11 protein-coding genes are annotated in these 19,619 nt (G+C 68.6%); all 11 read left to right on the forward strand.

Going from position 1 to position 19,619, the window contains the following annotated elements; translation table 11 throughout:
* Positions 1 to 86 precede the first annotated feature (86 nt).
* A complete protein-coding gene (locus HUA74_RS41470; protein WP_174459010.1) occupies positions 87 to 2,462 on the forward strand; it encodes a serine/threonine-protein kinase in 2,376 nt (791 codons plus the stop codon).
* An 84-nt stretch (positions 2,463 to 2,546) separates the two neighbouring features.
* Positions 2,547 to 3,539 (forward strand): glycine--tRNA ligase subunit alpha, encoded by a 993-nt coding sequence (gene glyQ / locus HUA74_RS41475; protein WP_141648943.1) that lies wholly within the window; start codon positions 2,547 to 2,549, stop codon positions 3,537 to 3,539.
* Positions 3,529 to 5,634 (forward strand): glycine--tRNA ligase subunit beta, encoded by a 2,106-nt coding sequence (gene glyS, locus HUA74_RS41480; protein ID WP_174458997.1) that lies wholly within the window; start codon positions 3,529 to 3,531, stop codon positions 5,632 to 5,634. Before glyQ ends, glyS begins: the two co-directional genes overlap by 11 nt.
* A 145-nt stretch (positions 5,635 to 5,779) precedes the next feature.
* Positions 5,780 to 7,246: a YncE family protein gene (locus HUA74_RS41485; RefSeq protein WP_174458998.1), complete on the forward strand. Its 1,467-nt coding sequence runs from the start codon at positions 5,780 to 5,782 to the stop codon at positions 7,244 to 7,246.
* The gene (locus HUA74_RS41490; protein WP_371817392.1) at positions 7,243 to 9,414 is read left to right on the forward strand and encodes a hypothetical protein; all 2,172 of its coding nucleotides are present in this window, start codon (positions 7,243 to 7,245) and stop codon (positions 9,412 to 9,414) included. Before HUA74_RS41485 ends, HUA74_RS41490 begins: the two co-directional genes overlap by 4 nt.
* A gap of 63 nt (positions 9,415 to 9,477) precedes the next feature.
* Positions 9,478 to 10,347 (forward strand): FHA domain-containing protein, encoded by an 870-nt coding sequence (locus HUA74_RS41495; RefSeq protein WP_141648946.1) that lies wholly within the window; start codon positions 9,478 to 9,480, stop codon positions 10,345 to 10,347.
* 103 nt (positions 10,348 to 10,450) lie between these two features.
* Positions 10,451 to 10,987, forward strand: coding sequence for a prepilin peptidase (locus HUA74_RS41500; RefSeq protein ID WP_174459000.1), 537 nt, complete (start codon positions 10,451 to 10,453; stop codon positions 10,985 to 10,987).
* A gap of 30 nt (positions 10,988 to 11,017) precedes the next feature.
* On the forward strand, positions 11,018 to 12,466 hold the full coding sequence (locus HUA74_RS41505) for a type II and III secretion system protein family protein (RefSeq protein WP_141648448.1): 1,449 nt from the start codon (positions 11,018 to 11,020) through the stop codon (positions 12,464 to 12,466).
* Positions 12,467 to 12,630: 164 nt separating this feature from the next.
* The gene (locus HUA74_RS41510; protein WP_174459001.1) at positions 12,631 to 14,421 is read left to right on the forward strand and encodes an ATPase, T2SS/T4P/T4SS family; all 1,791 of its coding nucleotides are present in this window, start codon (positions 12,631 to 12,633) and stop codon (positions 14,419 to 14,421) included.
* A gap of 6 nt (positions 14,422 to 14,427) precedes the next feature.
* Positions 14,428 to 16,644, forward strand: a complete 2,217-nt coding sequence (locus tag HUA74_RS41515; protein ID WP_174459002.1) for an FHA domain-containing protein — start codon at positions 14,428 to 14,430, stop codon at positions 16,642 to 16,644.
* Between the two features lie 45 nt (positions 16,645 to 16,689).
* Positions 16,690 to 19,413 carry a DNA polymerase I gene (gene polA / locus HUA74_RS41520; protein ID WP_174459003.1) on the forward strand — a complete coding sequence of 908 codons (2,724 nt, stop codon included), beginning with the start codon at positions 16,690 to 16,692 and terminating at the stop codon, positions 19,411 to 19,413.
* Positions 19,414 to 19,619 lie beyond the last annotated feature (206 nt).

Consider the following 19,619-nt stretch of genomic DNA (forward strand, 5'->3'; position numbering starts at 1 on the left):
GCGGCCTGCCTCACCCAAGGAGGTGGGTCCTTTTCGCGCGACTGTCATCGACGGGGATGGCTCGCGCGGATAACATGCCGGGCTTCATGGCCAGGCAGGATGGCGCCAGCGAAGATCCCGACCGGGGGCGGCGCATCGGAAAGTACGAAATCCTCACCCGCCTCTCGATGGGCGGAATGGCGGAGCTTTTTCTCGCCTTCACCTCGGGACCGGGCGGCTTTCGCAAGTTCGTCGCCGTCAAACAGATCCTCCCGGACATCAAGAAGGACGAGCAATTCGTCCAGATGTTCCTGGATGAGGCGCGAATCACGGCGGCGTTCTCACACGCGAACATCGGGCAGGTGTTCGACCTGGGCGAGGACGGCGGCGAGCTGTATCTGGCCATGGAGTTCCTGCCCGGGCAGAACCTGGAGCAGGTGGTCAAGGCCTCCACGCGGCAGCAGTACGGGTTGCCGCTCGGCTTCATCGGGCGGGTGATTCGCGATACCTGCCTGGGGCTGCACTACGCGCACCACTTCACGGACCCCTCCGGGCGTCCGGTGTCGGTGGTGCATCGCGACGTGTCTCCGAAGAACGTGATGCTCACCTATGACGGGGTCGTCAAGGTGATCGACTTCGGCATCGCCAAGGCGCGCGGCCGGCTGGGCCGTACGCAGGTGGGCACGGTGAAGGGGACCAGCGGGTACATGTCCCCGGAGCAGGTGCGTGGCCATGGGATGGACGGCCGCAGCGACTTGTTCTCCGTGGGGGTGATGCTGCACGAGATGCTCACCGGCCAGCGGCTGTTCAACGGTCCGCACGAGGCCGCGGTGATGCTGCAGATCGTGGAGGCGAACGTCGTCTCGCCCCGCGCGGGCAACCCGGACATCCCGGAGGCGCTGGACGCAGTGGTAATGCGCGCGTTGTCGCGCGACGTGGCGCAGCGCTTCGCGAGCGGCCGGGAGATGGCGCGCGCCATCGAGGCGGCGCTGGGGCCGGAGCTGTTCGACGAGGACGGCATCACCGAGGTGATGGGCGCGCTGTTCCAGGAGAAGCGCCAGAAGACGCGCACGCTCCTGGAGCTGGCCAGCAGCGCCGAGGACGCCCGGGTGAGCGAGGCTGCCGGCGCGCTGCAACAGGATGAAGTGGCCGAGCCCGGAGCCGCCACGCGGGTTCCCACCCCGCGAGCGAAGCTCCCGCCAGCAGGGCCCTCTTCGACGGCGGTGCAGAGCCGCACGGACGTGAGCAGCGCGCCCAAGCCGGTGCCGCAGCGACGTCCAGCGGCGCCGACGGACTCGGAGCTCTCCACCCGAGTGGGTGTGGGCAGCGCGCCCAAGCCGACGCCGCAGCGCCGGCCCGCCACGCCGACGGACCCGGAGATACCGACGCGCGCGGGTGCCGGCAGCGGGCCCAAGGCCGTGCCGCAGCGAAGGGCCGCGTCCGAGCCCACCTCGGCGACGCCGCGCAAGCCTCGGCTCGCCCTGGAATCGGGGCTCTCTCGTACGCCCCGGCCCCGACCCGAGGAGTCCGCGGAAGATGCGGAGTCTCTCGACGAGCCGAGCGACCTCTCGACGCAGCAGTTCCGCACCCGTCCGCCGCGTCCCGGAGCGAATCAGGCGGGCGCGCGGGCGGGGCGTGGCGCCACGCGAGGTGACGCAGAGCGCTCGGATACGCCTCGGCAGACGCCCGTCGCCAAGGCGCCGTCGCGCTGGATGGGGCGGCTGGTGATGCTGGTGGTCCTGGGCGGGTTGGGCTGGGCGGCGACGCTGCCCTCCGTCCGCGCGCAGTTCCTTCCCGCCGTCGACTCCGCGAAGGCCTGGGTGAAGGCGGAGTTGGATTCGCAGCCCTCGAAGGACCCCGCGGCGGAAGCGCCGTGGCCTCCTCAACAGAAGCCGGGCCCGCCGCCGGGCTTTCCTGGCACGACAGCCCCGGTGGACCCACGTCCGGGGGCCCAGGCCGCCGCGCAAGAGCCCGCACCGGAGCCCGTCGAGAAGCAACCCGCCGCACCGGAGCCGGCTGGCACGCCCTCGGTCCGCACCGCGTCCGTCACGTCCCCGCGCAAGGGGAAGGATGCCGCGACGTCACCGACCGGGAAGGGTGTGGCGGAGGCCTCCGGCAAGCCCACCCCGCGCCGCGCCGAGAGCAAGGCCAAGGATGTGCCCGAGCCGGTCACCACCGTGACGCAGGACCCGGACATGTTGGCGGAGGTGATGGACACCAGCACGCCCAAGGGCGCGGCGAAGGCGGGCCTGGGGTGGATCACCCTCTACACGGTGCCTCGGGCGGCCGTGTTCGACGGGGCCACCCAGTTGGGCACCACGCCGCTGCTGAAGTTCCCCCTGCCGGTGGGGACCTACAGCCTGAGGTTGGTCGACCCCACGGATGCGGAGGCGGCGAGCCGTCGTTTGTCGGCGCCCGTGCGTCCCGGCGAAGTGACCAAATTGCAGATTCGACTGGCGGACCTCCCCCTGTACAAGGAGTGAGCGCCGTCCTTGACGCCCCCGGACCCCCTCACTAGGGTCCGCGGGCTCTTCCTTCGACGCAATGCGAGAAGGACACCCAAAGCTATGTATTTCCAGGATCTGATCTTCACGCTCCAGAAGCACTGGGCCGACCAGGGCTGCATCAACACGCAGCCGTACGACCTCGAAGTCGGCGCCGGCACCATGGCTCCGTACACGTTTCTTCGCGCGCTCGGTCCGGAGCCCTGGAACGTGGCGTACGTGCAGCCCTCGCGGCGCCCCGCGGACGGCCGGTTCGGAGAGAACCCGAACCGCCTGTTCCAGCACCACCAGTTCCAGGTCATCCTCAAGCCCGCGCCGAAGAACGTGCAGGAGCTGTATCTGGAGTCGTTGCGGAAGATTCGCATCGACCCGCTCGAGCACGACATCCGGTTCGTCGAGGACGACTGGGAGTCCCCCACGCTCGGCGCCTGGGGCCTGGGCTGGGAGGTGTGGTGCGACGGGATGGAGGTGACGCAGTTCACCTACTTCCAGCAGTGCGGCGGCTTCGACTGCAAGCCCGTCTCCGCGGAGCTCACCTACGGGTTGGAGCGCATCTGCATGTACCTGCAGAACGTGGAGAACGTCTTCGACATCGAGTGGGTCAAGGGCGTGAAGTACCGCGAGGTGTTCCACCCCAACGAGGTGGAGATGAGCAGGTACGCGCTCCAGGAGTCGGACGCGGGCATGCTCTTCGCGCTGTTCGACGCGTACGAGAAGGAGTGCAAGCGCCTCATCGAGCGTCAGCTGCCGCTGCCGGCGTATGACTTCGCGCTGAAGTGCTCGCACACGTTCAACCTGTTGGATGCGCGCGGCGCCATCTCCGTCACGGAGCGCGCGGCGTTCATCAAGCGCGTGCGCGACAACGCGCGGCTGTGCGCGGAGGGCTACCTCCAGATGCGCGAGCGGCTGGGCTACCCGCTGTTGAAGACGCCGTGGACGGTGGGAGAGCAGCCGGCCCTCCTCGAGGGCAAGCCCGCCAGCGAGTACTGGAAGACGGTGCAGCTCAACAAGCCGGTGGAGAAGAAGGAGAAGGCGGAGGTGGCTCGTGGCGCGTGACCTGCTGCTGGAAATTGGCGCGGAGGAGATTCCCGCGTCGTTCATCGGCCCCGCGCTGGAGGACCTGCGTCGCGTGTTGACGGAGCGCATGGCGGAGGCGCGCCTGAAGCACGGTGAGGTGAGCGTCTACGGCACGCCCCGGCGGCTGGCGGTGCTGGTGCGGGACGTGGCGGACTCGGGCGAGGACGTGGTGAAGGAGGTGCTGGGGCCCAGCGCCAAGGCCGCGTTCGACGCCGAGGGCAAGCCCACCAAGGCGGCGGAGAAGTTCGCCGAGAGCCTCAAGCTGTCGGTGGACAAGCTGGGCCGCTCGCAGACGGCGAAGGGCGAGTACCTGTCCGCGCGCGTCGAGGAGAAGGGGCGTCCGGCGGCGGACACGCTGAAGGACGCGCTGCATGTCGCGGTGCACTCCATCAACTTCCGCAAGTCCATGCGCTGGGGTGACGTGGAGGCGTCCTTCGCGCGGCCGGTGCAGTGGCTGGTGGCGCTGCTGGGCGGCGACGTGATTCCCGTCGTCTTCGGCGACGTGAAGAGCGGCCGCACCACCCACGGTCATCGGTTCCTGGCGCCGGGCGCCATCGAGCTGAAGGCGCCCGCGGACTACGAGGCCGCGCTGGCGAAGGCGAACGTCGTCGCGGACATCGCGAAGCGTCGCGCGCAGTTGGTGGAGAAGTTGGCGGCGGCCGCGAAGGCGGCCGGCGGCAAGCTGCTGGAGGACGAGGGATTGGTGGACCAGGTGACGAACCTGGTGGAGCTGCCGAGCCCCGTCGTCGGGACGTTCGAGGAGCGGCACCTGGACCTGCCCCCGGAGGTGCTGGTGCAGGAGATGAAGAGCCACCAGCGCTACTTCTCGCTGGTGGACGGGGCGGGGAAGCTGCTGCCCAAGTTCATCGCCGTGTCCAACACGCCCGTGCGCGACGAGCAGCTGAGCCTCCGCGGCTACCAGCGCGTGCTGCGCGCGCGGCTGGCGGACGGCCGGTTCTTCTTCGACGAGGACCGCAAGACGCCGCTGATGGACCGCGTGGAGAAGCTGGGCCGCGTGGTGTGGCAGGGGCAGCTGGGTACGTATCTGGAGAAGGTGGAGCGCTTCCGCACGTTGGGCGTGTGGTTGGCGGTCCAGACGAAGCGGGCAGGGGAGAGCGCGACCATCGAGCGCGCCGCCACGCTGGCCAAGGCGGACCTCGTCACCGGCATGGTGGGCGAGTTCCCGGAACTCCAGGGCGTCATGGGCCGCGAGTACGCGCGCGCCAGTGGCGAGCCGGAGGCGGTGGCCCAGGCCATCTTCGAGCACTACCTGCCTCGAGGCGCCGAGGACGCGCTGCCCACGCAGGACGCGGGCGCGCTCATCGGCATCGCGGACCGGCTGGACTCGCTCTGTGGCATCTTCGCCATTGGCAAGGCGCCCAGCGGCGCGGCGGACCCGTTCGGGCTGCGCCGGGCGTGCATCGCCATCATCCGGCTGGTGCTGGGCCGGGGCTATCGCTTCAGCCTGGCGGGAGCGGTGGACGAGGCGCTGCGGCTGCTTGCGCCCAAGCTGACCAACGTCAAGCGCAAGGCGGGTGATGCCGCTCCGCGCGAGCAGGTGCTGGAGTTCTTCCGGGGCCGGCTCAAGTCGCTGTGGGGCGAGCAGCACCGCACGGACGTGGTGGAGGCGGTGCTGGCGGCGGGGTTCGACGACCTCGTGGCCGCGCACAAGCGCCTGGAGGCGTTGAGCCTCATCGTCGGGCGCGCGGACTTCCAGCCCCTGGCCGTGGCCTTCAAGCGCGTGGTCAACATCGTGGAGAAGCAGGGCCGCGACGTGGCGGGCGGGCAGACGCAGTCCCAGAAACTGGTGGACGACGCCGAGCGTCAGCTCCACTCCGCCTTCACCCAGGCCCGCAACTCCGTGGCGGGGTTCGTCCAGTCGGACGACTTCTCTGGCGCCCTGAAGGAAATCACCGGTCTGAAGCCCGCCGTGGACACCTTCTTCGACAAGGTGATGGTCATGGCCGAGGACAAGGAGCTCCGGGAAAACCGTATCCGGCTCCTCACGGAGATTGGCGCCCTGTTCAACCAGGTGGCCGACTTCTCGAAGATCCAGGCCGAAGCGGCCGCCTGACCGCCGTCTGGCGGTTGCCTGCCCCCCGGGGGATGAAGCACGTCCCCGGGGGTCCCAGTTCGTCTGCTGGAGGGCTCCCGGGAATGGATGCCATCCTTTCCGGTTGCCCGGGGGGAGGCCCCTTCCTACACTCCGCCCCCCTCTGATGCGCGCCTACCTCGTCACCTCCGCGCTGCTGCTCGTGTCGTGTTCCGTCGACTCCGAGCCGCAGCCTCCGCCGTCCACTCGCCTCGTCTATCCGAGCGGTGTCGCCTTCTGGCGCCCCGAGGTTTCTACATCCACGAACGGATTCTTGTACGTGGCGGGAGCGAACTTCGACAAGTGTTACGCCTCCGGCGCGGTGACGGCGCTGGACCTGGACGCCTTGGGGCTGCGGCCCTTCGGCAAGGACTTCTCCGACGCCACGGAGGTCGCCAGCTTTCCCGCGCTCATCACCGAGCTGCACGTCACGGCGCCGGCCTTCGTGCTCATCGACAGCTTCGCGGGGGAGATGGCCCTGTGGAGCCCGCCTGGCCGCCCGCCTCGCCTGTTCGTCCCGACGCGCGCGGAGGGAAGCTACCTGCAGGTCATCGACGTGTCGGATGACGGCGCGAACGTGAACTGCGCGCAGGGCGGTAACGGGCGCGACTGCCGGGTGAACGCGCTGTCCCTGGTGGGTGTCCCGGGAGCGTCGAAGGACGGCCTTCCTGGTGCCCCGTCTCCGATGGGCGTCGCCGTGGAGCGCACCAACCCCGACTCCCGGGTGTGGGTAACGCACACGGAGCTGGTGGGCCCGCCCGCGGCGGAGTCCCAGTCCGAGCTTCAGTCGTACCTGGTGGACCTGCCGGCCTCGGCTCCCACGCGTGAGGAGCTGAGCACGTCCAGCTTCGTCCCACTGGGCGTCAATGGCCTGCTGGCGGGCGCGGCGCACTCGGTGGCCATCGGTGGTCGCTACCTCTATGCGTCCGGGCGGAACTCCGCGACGGATCAGCTGGGTGCGCTCGCCGCCAGCTTCGTGCTGCGGCTGGTGGACCGGACGAACACGGGGCGCGTCCTCGAGTCCGACCTGAAGGCCATCTACTCCATCCGCGAGGCGCGCGGCATCGCGGTGGTGCAGTTGATGATGCGCGACAACCCGACGCAGGTGGACCCCAACCGCGAGCGTGTCTACCTGCTGGCGCGCGGCCCGGACACGCTGCTCGTGCTCGACATCGAGAACGCGCTGGCGGACCTGCCCACGCTGCGCGTGGTGTCGGCGCAGTCGCTGCCGGAGAGCGCCAGTGAGCTGGAGGTCATCTCGCGTGGCCCTGGCCGGGGCAACCTGGTGGCGGTGACGGGCAGCGGCGACGAGGCCGTCTCCATCTACGACGAAGAGGTGGGGCAGCTCGTCGCGCAGGTGCTCGTGGGCAACCAGGACCCGGCCCAGCCCAGCCAGCCCTTCGGATTGACGGCGGACGTGCGCAACAACTCGGCGCGCCTGTTCGCCACCACCTTTGGCGACGGACGCGTCGCTGTCATCGACATTCCCAACCTCGACCGGCCGCAGGATGCGCGGCGGGTCGCCCTGCTCGGCGTGCAGCAACTGCGCGACACGCGTCAGGGCACCAGTGTGTGCCAGGAGTCCTCCCCGTGAAGCGCGGAACCCTCACCCTCCTCCTCGCGTGCGCCGGGCTGACCGTCGGTTGCTCCGACACCCAGGCCACGACGGGCATCGCCGGTCTGTCCGGTACCTATGACCTGACGCTCGTCGGGAACCTGGTTTTCGTGACGTCGTCGGACCGGGACGAACTCCAGGTGTTGGACCTGGCGGCCAATCCCAGGCAGTTCATCCCCGCGCCCAACCCGCTCCAGACGCTGGCCATCCCCGTGCTGGACCGGCCGGACTCGCTCACGCATGACGTGGGCTACAAGGCCGATGGCTCGGAGCTTCCAGGGCCGTACGTGTACGCGCGCAGCGCCGGCGCCTCGCAGATCTCCGTGGTGGCCGCGGACCCCGCGCGACTGGTGCAGATGCAGCGGCTGTCCGCGCGCAGCCTGGTGACGGCCTTCGCGGCCCGCTCGCCGGAAGTGCGCCCCGAGGGTGAGCCGGCTGCGCCGAGCCTGCTCTACTACGCCATCCAGGACCCCGACGCGCCCTTCGAGGACGACAGCGGTGGGTCTCGCATCGAGCGTCAGGCGCTGCCCGGCCCCGAGGCGCTCGAGGCGGGCGAGCTGGTGCCGGCCCCGGTGACGCTGTTCTGCCTCCAGCCGGGCGAGTCCGTCCAGGCGATGGCGGTGCTTCCGGACAGCCAGCTCGTGGTGGCCACGCGGCAGGCGTCCGGGCGCTCCGGGCGCACGCTGCTGGTGACGGATGCGAATCCGACCACGAGCGAGGACTGCACCATTCCTTCCACGGCGACGCGCGACCTGTCCGCGGGCTTCGACAACACGCCAGTGCGGATCGTGGTCTCCCATCCCCGCGTCGTCACCCGACAGGATGACACCTCGACGCCCGACGTGAACGAGTTCTCCGAGATGCCCGCGGGTCGGTTCGTCTATGGCGTCAAGGACGAGGTCTCCTGCGGCGGGGCGCCGGAGTGCTCTGGTGTGCTCGCGGTGGACTCGACCACGGGGCTGAAGGCCACGGATCTGAGTGGCGCGCCCATGTTCCCCATCCTTCCCCAGGATGGTCTCCCGACGGGGCTGGCGCTCATCCCGGATGCGTCGCTGCTCCTGACCCTCATCGGAGACGATGGAGGGGTGTCGGTGAACGATACCGCCACCGTGCCGCTGCTCGGCTTGCTGCCCTCGTCCAACGGCTCCATCACCGTGTTCTCCGCGAGCGACCGACGCCACTTCGACCTGGATACGCGCAGGGCGTTCGTGAACGTGGTGGCCCGCAACCAGGCGGAAGAAACAATCGACATTGGAGGAGTGTCCACGCGCGTCGACGTGTCACAGCCCCTGGAGTACCCCTGCGACCCGGCGAATCCCACGGGGCCGAGCTTCACTCGCAAGGGCCTCTACGAGGGCTCGGTGGCCAATGGCATCTTCCGCTTCATCTACCAGGGGGCGTTCCCAGGGGCGTTCGACCTGGCGCGGGACCTGTCGACGCCGACGAGCTTCGTGGTTCCCCAGCCCGACAACGTCAGTCAGCAGGTGAGAGTAGGGGACGTGATCGTGCTGGCCAGCGTGGATATCATCTGCACGACGGACCTGGTCGTGTCGTCGATTCAGCCCACGGGGGAAGCAGGGAAGGTGCGGCTGGAGACGCTCACCCCCATCCCGACGGATTGCGCGGAGCTCCCGCTCTTCACGGTGCTGGCGTCGGGAGACCAGTCCTTCCTGCTGGTGGATGGGAACGGCGCCCTGCTGTCTCGAGACGTGGAAGGTGTCGGGTCCAAGTACGAGATTCCGGCGAGCTACTCCTTCCATCCGACCGACTTCCTGGGGACAACGACTCTCGCGGGGTCTGGCGTCGCCTGCGGCCTGTCCGCGGACCTGACCGTGCCCCTCTTTCCGCCGGCGCCGCCTCCCCTGATTCTCAGCGTGGATGGCCGCCAGAGCCTCGTGCGAGGAGACCGCTTCGTGGTGGCTGTGGGCTCGGGCGTGCTCACCCACGTCTTCGGGGTGAATACGTCGAGCAGTTCGGGCGCGGGTCTGCAGTTCTACACGCTGCCAGGCCCCGTCGTGGGCTCCCAGGCAGGTGGCACCGCGCTGGCCTACATCGCCTATCCCTCCGCGGACGGAATTCTACAGGTGAACCTGAACGAGGTGCGGACCAACACCCTCAACGACGTCGCGCTGTCCTACTTCGAGTAATTGGGCGTGGGGAGAGGTGTCTGTTAGAGTCCGGGTCATCCTGTACCGTCCGAGTCAAGACCGATGATCGATCAGAACTCACGCCCCGCCCGCAAGGTCGGAATCGCCGACCACCTGTGGGACACGTACGAAGAGATGGCCCAGCAGATGGGCTCGGACCGCGATGCGCTGATCAACCAGGCGCTCTTCATGTTCGCGCGTCTGAACGGCTTCATCGAGGCAAGGTCCCGAGCGGAGGCGCACGCCGCGCCCTCCGCCGCGCCCGCGCCCGCGCGTCCGGCCCCCATCTCCGCGGCTCCCGCTCCTCGTGCTTCTTCGCCCCCGGTGCTGGCGCCCGCGCCCGCCCCGAAGGCGGAGCCGCCTCCTCCGCCTCGTCCCGGTGGCCGTTCGGCCGCCGCTGAAGAGCGCGCTTCCGCCAACGGCCTGGACAATGACCCGGTGCGCCGCGAGGTGGCCGAGCGCGTCCTGGAGACGGCCGCGGAGCTGGAGCGCCTCATCAAGGGCAAGAACGAGCCGCCTCCTCCCAACGACGACATGGTCGAGGAGGATGAGGAGCCCCTGCCCGAGGATCAGGACGACCCGGGCCTCGAGGACGAGCAGGCCGAGCCCGAGGAGGAGCCCGCCGACGAGCTCGCCGAGGAGGAGGACGAAGGCAACGCCCTGTACCTCGTCACCGAGTCCGGAGATCAGGAGCGCATCATCAAGGAGCGTTTCGTCATCGGCCGCGGCAAGCACTGCGACTTCGTCATCAACTCCGGGAAGGTCTCCCGCGAGCACGCGGTCATCGCCCAGGAAGGCCACGATTGGATCATCGAGGACCTGGGTTCGTCCAACGGCACGTGGTTCAACAAGCAGCGAATCAAGCGCCGGAAGGTCGAAGACGGGGACGAGTACTTCATCTGCAGCGAGAAGATCCGGCTCGTCCTCCGGTGAGTGAGCCCCGTCTTCCGGGGCAACTCGCTGTTCGCCAATTGACGGCCTCCAGGCGTCCCTGGTTTGATACCGGACGCCTGGACGCGAATGGGACAGGCGACGGATGACGCCTGGACACATCGCGCTGTGGACGGTCCTTGGAGTGGCCCTGGTGATCTCGGTGGTAACCGATGTCTTGCGCCGAGAGATCCTCGACGTGGTCACCTACCCGCTGATGGCGGTGGGGCTGGGAGTGCGCCTCGCCACCGAAGGGGTGGGAGGGCTGGAGCAGGGGCTGGTCAGCGGGCTGCTGTCGGGCGTGGGCCTGGCACTGCTGCTGGTGCCGGCGGCGGCGCGGGGGCGGATGGGGTGGGGTGACGTGAAGTTGATGGGAGGGGTGGGCGCCGTGCTGGGGTTCCCGGCGTCGATGGCGGCCGCCGCGTTCATCTCCCTGGTGGGTGCGGCCCAGGCGGTGGTTTCGCTCCTGTGGCAAGGGGCGGTCTGGGACACGGTGGCGGCGGCGCTGCGGCGCTGGGCGGTGCGACTGCACCTGGCGCGCTCGGACGCGCAACCCACCGAGCGGCGTCATATCCCCTACGGGGTGGCCATCGCGCTCGGAACACTCTGGGCGCTGTGGTGGCAGCACGAAAGCTTGGGTTAGCGCAGAGACTTGGAAGAGGGGACACGCACGATGTTCACACGCTTCACGCATGCCGCCGCGCTTGGCGCACTCGTTGCCCTGGTGGCCAGTGGCTCCGCCCTGGCTCAGGATGGCACCAGCGTCAGCCTCGGGGTAGGCGCCCAGAAGGTTCTCACGATTCCAGGCCTCAGCAAGGTGGCCCTCGGTGACCCGTCCATCGCCGAGGTGAAGACGCTCGGCTCCGGTCAGCTCCTCATCACCGGTCAGGCGGAGGGCAAGACGACGCTGCTCATCTGGAAGACCACGGGGCAGCGCGTCAGCTACCTCGTGAACGTCCGCAAGCAGGACCCCAACGAGGTCATCTCCGAGATCAAGCGCCTCCTGGGCGAAATCGAAGGTGTCTCCGTCCGCATGGTGGGTGACCGCATCTACCTGGACGGTCAGGCGTACACCACGCAGGACGCGGACCGCATCGACCAGGTGGTGAGCCTCTATCCGAACGTGAAGTCGTTCGTGAAGATCGCCCCCAACGCCAAGAAGCTGGTGGCGCAGAACCTGAACGCGGCGTTCCAGAAGGCGGGCCTGAAGAACGTTCAGGCCAACGTCGTGGGCGCGACCATCTTCCTGGAGGGCTCGGTGGAGAGCCAGCAGGACCTCCAGAAGGCGGAGCTCATCACCAAGGCCATTGGCGAGAAGGTGGAGAACCTGCTCGTCGTCGGCATCAAGCGGATGATCCTCTCCGAGGTCCAGTTCGTCGAAATCCGCCGCAACAGCCGCGACCGCTACGGCATCCGCTACCCGTTGGATATCACGGGCTCGGCGACGGCCGCGGCCACGGTGACGCAGGAGCTGTTCCCGGGCACCTTCGGGCAGGGCGGCTCCAACCTGGGTCTGACGGCGGGCGCGGACTTCTCCATCGGCTTCCAGGGCAACGACGGTTACGGCCGCCTGCTCGCGCAGCCCAAGCTGGTGTGCGCCAGCGGTGAGAAGGCGGAGTTCCTGGCCGGTGGCGAGGTCCCCATCCCCCTCATCACCAACAACCAGTTCTCCATCGAGTACAAGAAGTACGGCGTCATCCTGAACCTGCGCCCCACCGCGGACCGCAACGGCAACATCCAGACGGAGATCGAGGCCGAGGCCTCTGAAATCGACACCTCCGTCGCCGTGTCCATCGGTGGTTCGTCCACGGTGCCCGGCTTCCGCACCCGCAAGGTGAAGACGAACGTCACCGTGCGCCACGGAGAGACCATCGTCCTGTCCGGCGTGTTCAGCCACGACGAGCAGAAGTCCATCTCGAAGATCCCCGGTCTGGGTCACATCCCCATCATCGGTGAGCTCTTCAAGAGCCGCGGGTTCGACTCCACCAAGCGCGAGCTGGTCATCTTCGTGACCCCACGCATCGTGAACCCGGACTCGGACAAGGTCCGCACCATCATCGAGGACGTGAAGAGCCGCTACAAGCAGGCTCGGTCCGAGGTGAACTTCAACATCTTCGACTGATGCTCGGGCGCCTTGGGGCGCCTTGGGTCGGGGCCCCTGGGGCCCCTGGACGGGCCGGTTTCCTCCCTTTTCCGGGGCGGATGCCGGCCCGTCGCCTTGCGGGCGGGCAGGTCGACTGCGGCTGGCGCTTTGAGGTGGAAGGGGTGCTTGCTAGCATCCGTCCCATGTTTTTGATCACCCTCGCGGAAAAGGGCGGCGGGACCGAGCAGCGTGAGTACCACAAGCCGGAAATCACCATCGGTCGGCTGCCCGGCAATGACATCATGCTCGCGAAGGGCAATGTCTCGAAGTACCACTCCCGCATCGTCGCCAAGGATGGCAAGTGCATCATCGTGGACATGAAGTCCACGAACGGCACCTTCGTGAACGGCAAGAAGATCGCCGCGCCACAGGTGCTGAAGCCGACGGACCAGATCTACATCGGCGACTACATCATCAACGTGGAGCCGCTGGTGGAGGAGGCGGGTCCGGCGATGACGCGCGCCGGTCAGGCCGAGGAGGCCTACGACGACGGGGGTGAGGAAGAGCCGTACGAGGAGGAGGAGCAGTACGAGGACGAGGAGCCGTACGAGGAGGAACCGCCTCCGGCTCCCGCGGCCAAGGCTCCTGTCGCCGGACGCATGCCCGCGTCCATGGCGTCCGCCCTGGCGAAGAACAAGAAGAAGGTGGACCCCCGGATGGAGCGCTACACGCGACTCCAGAAGGAAATCCACGACCGGCTCATCGAGTACCTCGACCTGCGTCGCATGGACATGGACCGGCTCGGCGACGACGAGCTGTGGCGCCGGACCGAGAAGGCCATCCGCGACATCATCGACCAAATGGAAGCGGACGGAGAGCTTCCGGAGGACGTGGACCGCGAGGAGTTGCTCACCGACGTCATCAACGAGGCGCTGGGCCTGGGGCCCCTCGAGGCGTTCCTCGCGTCGGATGAAATCAGCGAGATCATGGTGAACCACGCCAACCAGATCTACATCGAGCGCAAGGGCCAGCTGACGCTGTCGGAGAAGACCTTCTCCTCGAATCAGGCCGTGCTCGGCGTCATCGAGCGAATCGTGGCGCCTATCGGCCGCCGCATCGACGAGTCCAGCCCGCTGGTGGACGCGCGCTTGAAGGACGGCAGTCGCGTCAACGCCATCATCCCTCCGCTGGCGCTGAAGGGTCCTTGCATCACCATCCGCAAGTTCAAGAAGGACTCGCTGAAGATCTCGGACCTGGTGAAGTACAAGACGCTCACCGCGCAGATGGCCGAGTTCCTGGAGATGTGCGTCAAGGCGCGGCGCAACATCGTCATCTCCGGCGGCACGGGCTCCGGGAAGACGACGACGCTCAACATCATCAGCTCGTTCATCCCCGACAGTGAGCGCATCGTCACCGTCGAGGACGCCGCGGAGCTGCAGCTTCCCCAGGACCACTGGGTGCAGTTGGAGAGCCGCCCGCCCAACCTCGAAGGCAAGGGCGCCATCACCATCCGAGACCTGGTGAAGAACTGCCTGCGCATGCGGCCAGACCGCATCGTCGTGGGCGAGTGCCGCTCGGGCGAGACGCTGGACATGCTCCAGGCCATGAACACGGGCCACGACGGCTCGCTCACCACGCTGCACGCCAACACGCCGCGCGACGCCATCGCCCGGTTGGAGACGATGGTGCTGATGTCCGGCATGGAGCTGCCGGTGAAGGCCATCCGAGAGCAGATTGCCAGCGCGGTGCACATGATCGTGCAGCAGACGCGCTTCTCAGACGGTACGCGGAAGATCTGCTACGTCACGGAGGTGTCCGGCATGGAGGTCGACATCGTCACGCTCCAGGACATCTTCTATTACAAGCAGGACGGCTTCACGGAGGACCACAAGGTGCGTGGCCGCTTCGTGGCGTCCGGCTTCGTGCCGAAGTTCTATGACGAGCTTCAGCGCAAGGGCATCCCCGTCAACATGAGCATCTTCCGCGAGGACTGACGCGCCATGTCCACACTGGTCGTCCGTCTGCCCGATGGCACGGAAAACGAGTACGAAGTCGCCGGCGAGCTGAAGCTGGGCCGCCAGCAGGGCTGTGAGGTCCTTCTCACCGAGGGAGGGGTTTCGCGCACGCACGCGCGCGTCTTCTCCGAGGCGGGGACGGTCTTCATCGAGGACCTGGGCAGTGCCAACGGCACCTTCGTGGACGGCGAGCGCATCGCCGAGCCCACCGCGCTCACGCCTCAGTCCGAAGTCATTCTTGGCGACTACACGCTGAGCCTCAAGGCGGCGCCTGGTAGGGCCACCGGCGCGCGGCGCGCCTCCAAGCCCGCGGGCGCGGAGGCCATGCCCGTGGGCGCGGAGGGCGGCGGTGCTCGCGCCACCCGGGCCCTGCCCAGCATCAAGGCGAAGCCCGCTGGTGCCACGGGTGCGGGACCGGCGAAGCGGCCTCCCAGGCCCGTGGGCGGTCCTCCCGGTGGCGGTGGGCCCCTGCTGCGGGGCACCGTGGGGCCGTGGGCGGGGAAGACCTTCCCGCTCAAGGGCAAGGTGCTCGTGGGGCGCCTTCCTCCCGCGGGCATCATCCTGGAAGACGACTCGGTCAGCCGGAAGCACGCGGAGCTGGAGTCGGTCGGCGGCGGGGTGCGGGTGCGCGACCTGGGCAGTGCCAACGGCACGCTGCTCAACGGCGACCCGCTGGGCCCGGAGCCGGTGGACCTGGAGCCCGGGGACCAGCTCCAGTTCGGCGTGGTGGAGATGACGTTCGAGACGCCCCAGGCCGACGCTCCGGCCCGCCGAGGCGCGGGCTCGGCGCCCCCGTCGCGGCGGCGTGACAACGCGCAGGGTGGCGGCGCGGACCCGGAGGCCCGGCGCAAGAAGCTGTTCATCGCCGGAGGCGGCCTGGTGGGCGTGCTGCTGCTGGCGGCGCTTGGCAAGGCGCTGATGCCCGAGACGGCCGTGGACCCCGGAGGCCCCATGGGCACCGGGGCCGTCGTCGACCCCGCGCAGCAGGTGTCGGAGCTGCTCAGCGAGTGCCGCTCCTATGCCTCCAGCGAGCTGGGGCCCCCCAACTGGGTCAAGGCCGAGCAGATCTGCTCGCAGGTGCTGGACCTGGACCCCATCAACACCGACGCCAACACCCTCATCCGGCGCATCAAGCTGGAGAAGGACGCGTTCGAGCACTTCTCCATGGGAGAGAAGCTGCAGCAGCGCCTCAAGCCCGAGGAGGCGCTGGACTCCTTCCGCAAGATTCCGAAGGAGAGCGAGTACTTCCGCCGCGCCCGCGCCAAGGCCGCCGAGGCCGCCGAGCAGGTGACGAAGCGCGCGCTGGACGACTGCAAGCGCTACCTGCGCGACTCGCAGTGGAGCGCGGCGGTGCCTCGCTGCCAGACGTACATGGCGGTGTGGTGCCAGAACCAGCCCCGTGACGACCTGCAGCCGCCGCTCGGCTACGAGGTGAGGCTGGAAGGGCGCCTGAAGAAGAACGAGTGGCGGCCCAAGGACCCGCTCTTCGTGAAGTTCCTCATCTCGCGCATCAAGCTGGACCCCAACTCGATTCCCTGGACGTGTCCGGTGGCGGAGGTGCTCAACCGCGACAACCTGCCCACGGACCCGAAGACGGTGGTGCTCGAGGCGGTGAAGGGCCGCTACCCGAACAAGCTGATGCAGGCGGCGATGATGGACTACTGGGCCGGCCGTGGCAGCGAGGCGCTGGCCACCCTGCAGAAGCTGCGCGCCAGCTCCGAGTCCGCGCAGTTCCACGCCCAGGCGGACGAGATGCTCAAGACGATGTCCACGGTGGATCAGCTCTTCAAGGGTGGCCAGAGCTACCTGGCCGCGGATGACCCCGAGAAGGCCGCCGAGCCGCTGCGCGAGGCGCTGGAGGTGGACAAGTCGCTGATGCTGGACCTGGCGGAGCCCAAGCCGTCGTTCTACCGGCGCAGCATCCTCGCGGACATGGCGGACAAGTCGTACCAGCGCGGCAAGCACTGGGCGGACCGCGACGACAAGCGCCGTGCATGCCGGATGTGGAAGCTGGGCTTCGGCTTCTACGCGGGCAACCCGGACCTGAACAAGGCGGCGGGGTTCTGCTCCGCCACGGCGCTCTCCGCGTTCCGTCAGGCGGGAGGCTGCCCGGACATGGCGGCGGTGCTGGACTTCGCCGTCAAGGGTGACGGCGTGGAGGAGCTGGTCGTCGCGAAGAAGAAGGAGTGGAGCTGCCCCTAGCGAGCGAGTTGGACAGGGCGGGACGGGCGCGCTAGGCACGGGGGCATGGCCGACACCAGCCCCCCGCGCACCGCGCCCACCCTGGTCCTCATCGACGCGTCCGGCTTCATCTTCCGCGCCTACCACGCGATTCCGCCGCTCACGTCGAGCAAGGGCGTGCCCACCAACGCCGTGCTCGGCTTCACGCGCATGGTGCTCAAGTCCCTGCGGGACTTGAAGCCCACGCACGTGGCGCTCGCCTTCGACAAGGAGAGCCGCACCGAGCGCCAGAAGATAGACCCCAACTACAAGGCCCACCGCGAAGGCCCGCCGGAGGACCTGGTGCCGCAGTTCGCGCTCATCCGCCGCGTGGTGGAGGCGCTCAACCTGCCCATCCTGGAGTTCGCGGGCTGGGAAGCGGATGACGTCATCGGCACGCTCGCCCACAAGGCGAAGGCCGAGGGCTTCTGCGTCCAGGTCGTCACCGGGGACAAGGACTTCATCCAGATTGTCGACGAGGACGTGCGCCTCTTCGACCCGATGAAGGACGTTCACACCCGGCCCGAGGACGTGAAGGAGCGGCTGGGAATCGAGCCCAAGCAGATGCGCGACTACCTGGCGCTCATCGGCGACGCGGTGGACAACGTAGCCAAGGTGCCGGGCATCGGCCCCAAGACGGCCACGGAGCTCATCCAGCAGTTCGGTGACGTGGACACGCTCCTGTCCCGGCTGGACGAGGTGAAGAAGCCGAAGGTTCGGGAGAACCTCGCCTCTCACAGGGAGAGCCTCCTGCTCGCCCGGCGGCTGGTGACCTTCAAGACGGACCTGCCGCTCGATGTGCGCGTGGCGGAGCTGACCCGCAAGGAGGTGGACTCCGCGCGCGCGCGGGAACTCTTCACGGAGTTGGAGTTCTACGCGCTGCTCAAGGACCTGCCCCAGCAGGGCCTGCCCGAGTCCTCCGAACCCGCGAAGGAGAAGACCGCGCCCCTGGCCGTCACCACGACGCTGGTGGGCACCGACGCGGAACTCCAGGCCCTGGCGGAGGCCGTGCGCGCCGCGGGCTCGGTCAGCCTGATTCCGGCCTACGAGGGCATGCCCTTCGCCTCGAAGCTGGTGGGCCTGGGTGTCGCGCTGCCGGATGCGAGCACGCGCTACGTGCCGCTGCGCCACGCGGTGCTGGGCGCGACGCAGGTTCGGCCCGAGTCCTTCACCGCCGCGTTCCGAGGCGTGTTGGAGGATCCGGCGGTGAAGAAGGGAGGGCATGACCTCAAGGCCCTCACGCTGGTGCTGGCCAACGAGGGCCTCACGCTGGCTGGCGCGCACGACGACGTGGAACTCTTGAGCTACCTGCTCAATCCCTCACGACGCGAGCACGCGCTGGCGGACCTGGCGCGCGAGCGGCTGGCCACGGAGCTGCCCGCGCTTCCCGCGGCGGCGGAAGGCAAGCGGGGCAAGAAGGACAGGGCGCTGGCGGACCATTCGCCGGAGGAGGTCGCCTCGGGCTTCGCGGTGCGCGCGGAGGCGGCGCGCAGGCTGGCCCCTGAGCTTTGGAAGGAGCTGGAGGAGGCGAAGCTCGCGCAGCTGGCGCGGGAGCTGGAGCTGCCGCTCTTGCCCATCCTCGCGCGGATGGAGCAGCGGGGCGTGAGCCTGGACACGGTGGAGCTGGCGCGCATCTCCGTGAAGGTGGACGCGGCCGTCGAGGCGCAGGTGAAGGAGGTCTACAAGCACGCGGGCCACGAGTTCAACATCGGCTCCAACCCGCAGCTGGTCCAGGTGCTCTTCACCGAGCTGAACCTGCCCATCATCAAGCGCGGCAAGACGGGCCCCTCCGCGGACCAGGAGGTGCTGGAGAAGCTGGCCGAGGACCACCCGCTGCCTGGCGCCATCATCGAGTACCGCAGCCTGTCCAAGCTCAAGAGCACGTACCTGGACACGCTGCCCACGCTGGTGGCCCCCGACGGGCGCATCCACACGACGTACCACCAGGCGGCCACCGCCACCGGCCGCCTGTCGTCCACCGACCCCAACCTCCAGAACATCCCCGTGCGCACGGAGCTGGGCCGGGAGATTCGCCGCGCCTTCGTGGCCGCCCCGGGCCACCAACTGGTCAGCGCGGACTACAGCCAGGTGGAGCTGCGCCTGTTGGCCCATATCGCGGATGACGCCGTGCTCGTGGAGGCGTTCCGCAACGACGAGGACGTCCACAGCCGCACCGCCGCCGAGGTGTTTGGCGTCGCGCCCGACCAGGTGGACCGCGAGCAGCGCCGGGTGGCGAAGATGGTGAACTTCGGCATCGCCTATGGCCTGTCACCCCACGGCCTGGCCACCCGGCTGGGCATCCCCCAGGAGACGGCGCGCGACATCATCGAGCGCTACTTCATCCGCTACGCGGGCATCCGCCGCTACCTGGAGGAGACCGTCAACACGGCGCGCAAGACGGGCTACGTGGAGACGCTCTACGGCCGCCGGCGCTACATGGCGGACCTGAACTCGAAGAACCGGGGCGTGGCCCAGGCCGCCGAGCGCGCCGCCATCAACATGCCGATTCAAGGCACTGCCGCGGACCTCATCAAGAAGGCCATGCTGGTGGTGGACGCGGAGCTGCGTGCCCAGGGCCTGCGCACGCTGATGCTCCTTCAGGTCCACGACGAACTCCTGCTGGAGGCGCCCGACGCGGAAGTGGAGCAGGTGAAGGCGCTGGTGACGCGCGGCATGGCGGGCGTGGCCACGCTGAAGGTGCCGCTCAAGGTGGATGTCGGCGCGGGGCGGAGCTGGTCGGACGCCCACTGAAAAACAACACGGGAGGAGCGCCCACCCCCGTAGGCGCTCCCCCCGCGGACCCGCTCGTTTTTTCGCTACCACCCCCACAAACAATGCCGACCCGTCCGACCGGCGAGTCGCGCGGACCCCCATCCACGCGTCTTGCCAGCGGCTCGCGATGCGCGCTCACCACTCCCCAGTGGGAGCACGCGACCCCACAAGGCGTGCCATGAGGT

Origin of the sequence: Myxococcus sp. CA051A, assembly GCF_013336705.1 — a bacterium.
In the GTDB taxonomy this organism is placed as follows: Bacteria; Myxococcota; Myxococcia; order Myxococcales; family Myxococcaceae; genus Myxococcus; species Myxococcus llanfairpwllgwyngyllgogerychwyrndrobwllllantysiliogogogochensis.

Bases quoted from the DNA above. Each gene is read 5' to 3' on its own strand.
- HUA74_RS41470 (WP_174459010.1), top strand. From the start codon at position 87: ATGGCCAGGCAGGATGGCGCCAGCGAAGATCCCGACCGGGGGCGGCGC.
- glyQ (WP_141648943.1), top strand. From the start codon at position 2,547: ATGTATTTCCAGGATCTGATCTTCACGCTCCAGAAGCACTGGGCCGAC.
- HUA74_RS41485 (WP_174458998.1), top strand. From the start codon at position 5,780: ATGCGCGCCTACCTCGTCACCTCCGCGCTGCTGCTCGTGTCGTGTTCC.
- HUA74_RS41495 (WP_141648946.1), top strand. From the start codon at position 9,478: ATGATCGATCAGAACTCACGCCCCGCCCGCAAGGTCGGAATCGCCGAC.
- HUA74_RS41500 (WP_174459000.1), top strand. From the start codon at position 10,451: ATGACGCCTGGACACATCGCGCTGTGGACGGTCCTTGGAGTGGCCCTG.
- HUA74_RS41505 (WP_141648448.1), top strand. From the start codon at position 11,018: ATGTTCACACGCTTCACGCATGCCGCCGCGCTTGGCGCACTCGTTGCC.
- HUA74_RS41510 (WP_174459001.1), top strand. From the start codon at position 12,631: ATGTTTTTGATCACCCTCGCGGAAAAGGGCGGCGGGACCGAGCAGCGT.
- HUA74_RS41515 (WP_174459002.1), top strand. From the start codon at position 14,428: ATGTCCACACTGGTCGTCCGTCTGCCCGATGGCACGGAAAACGAGTAC.
- polA (WP_174459003.1), top strand. From the start codon at position 16,690: ATGGCCGACACCAGCCCCCCGCGCACCGCGCCCACCCTGGTCCTCATC.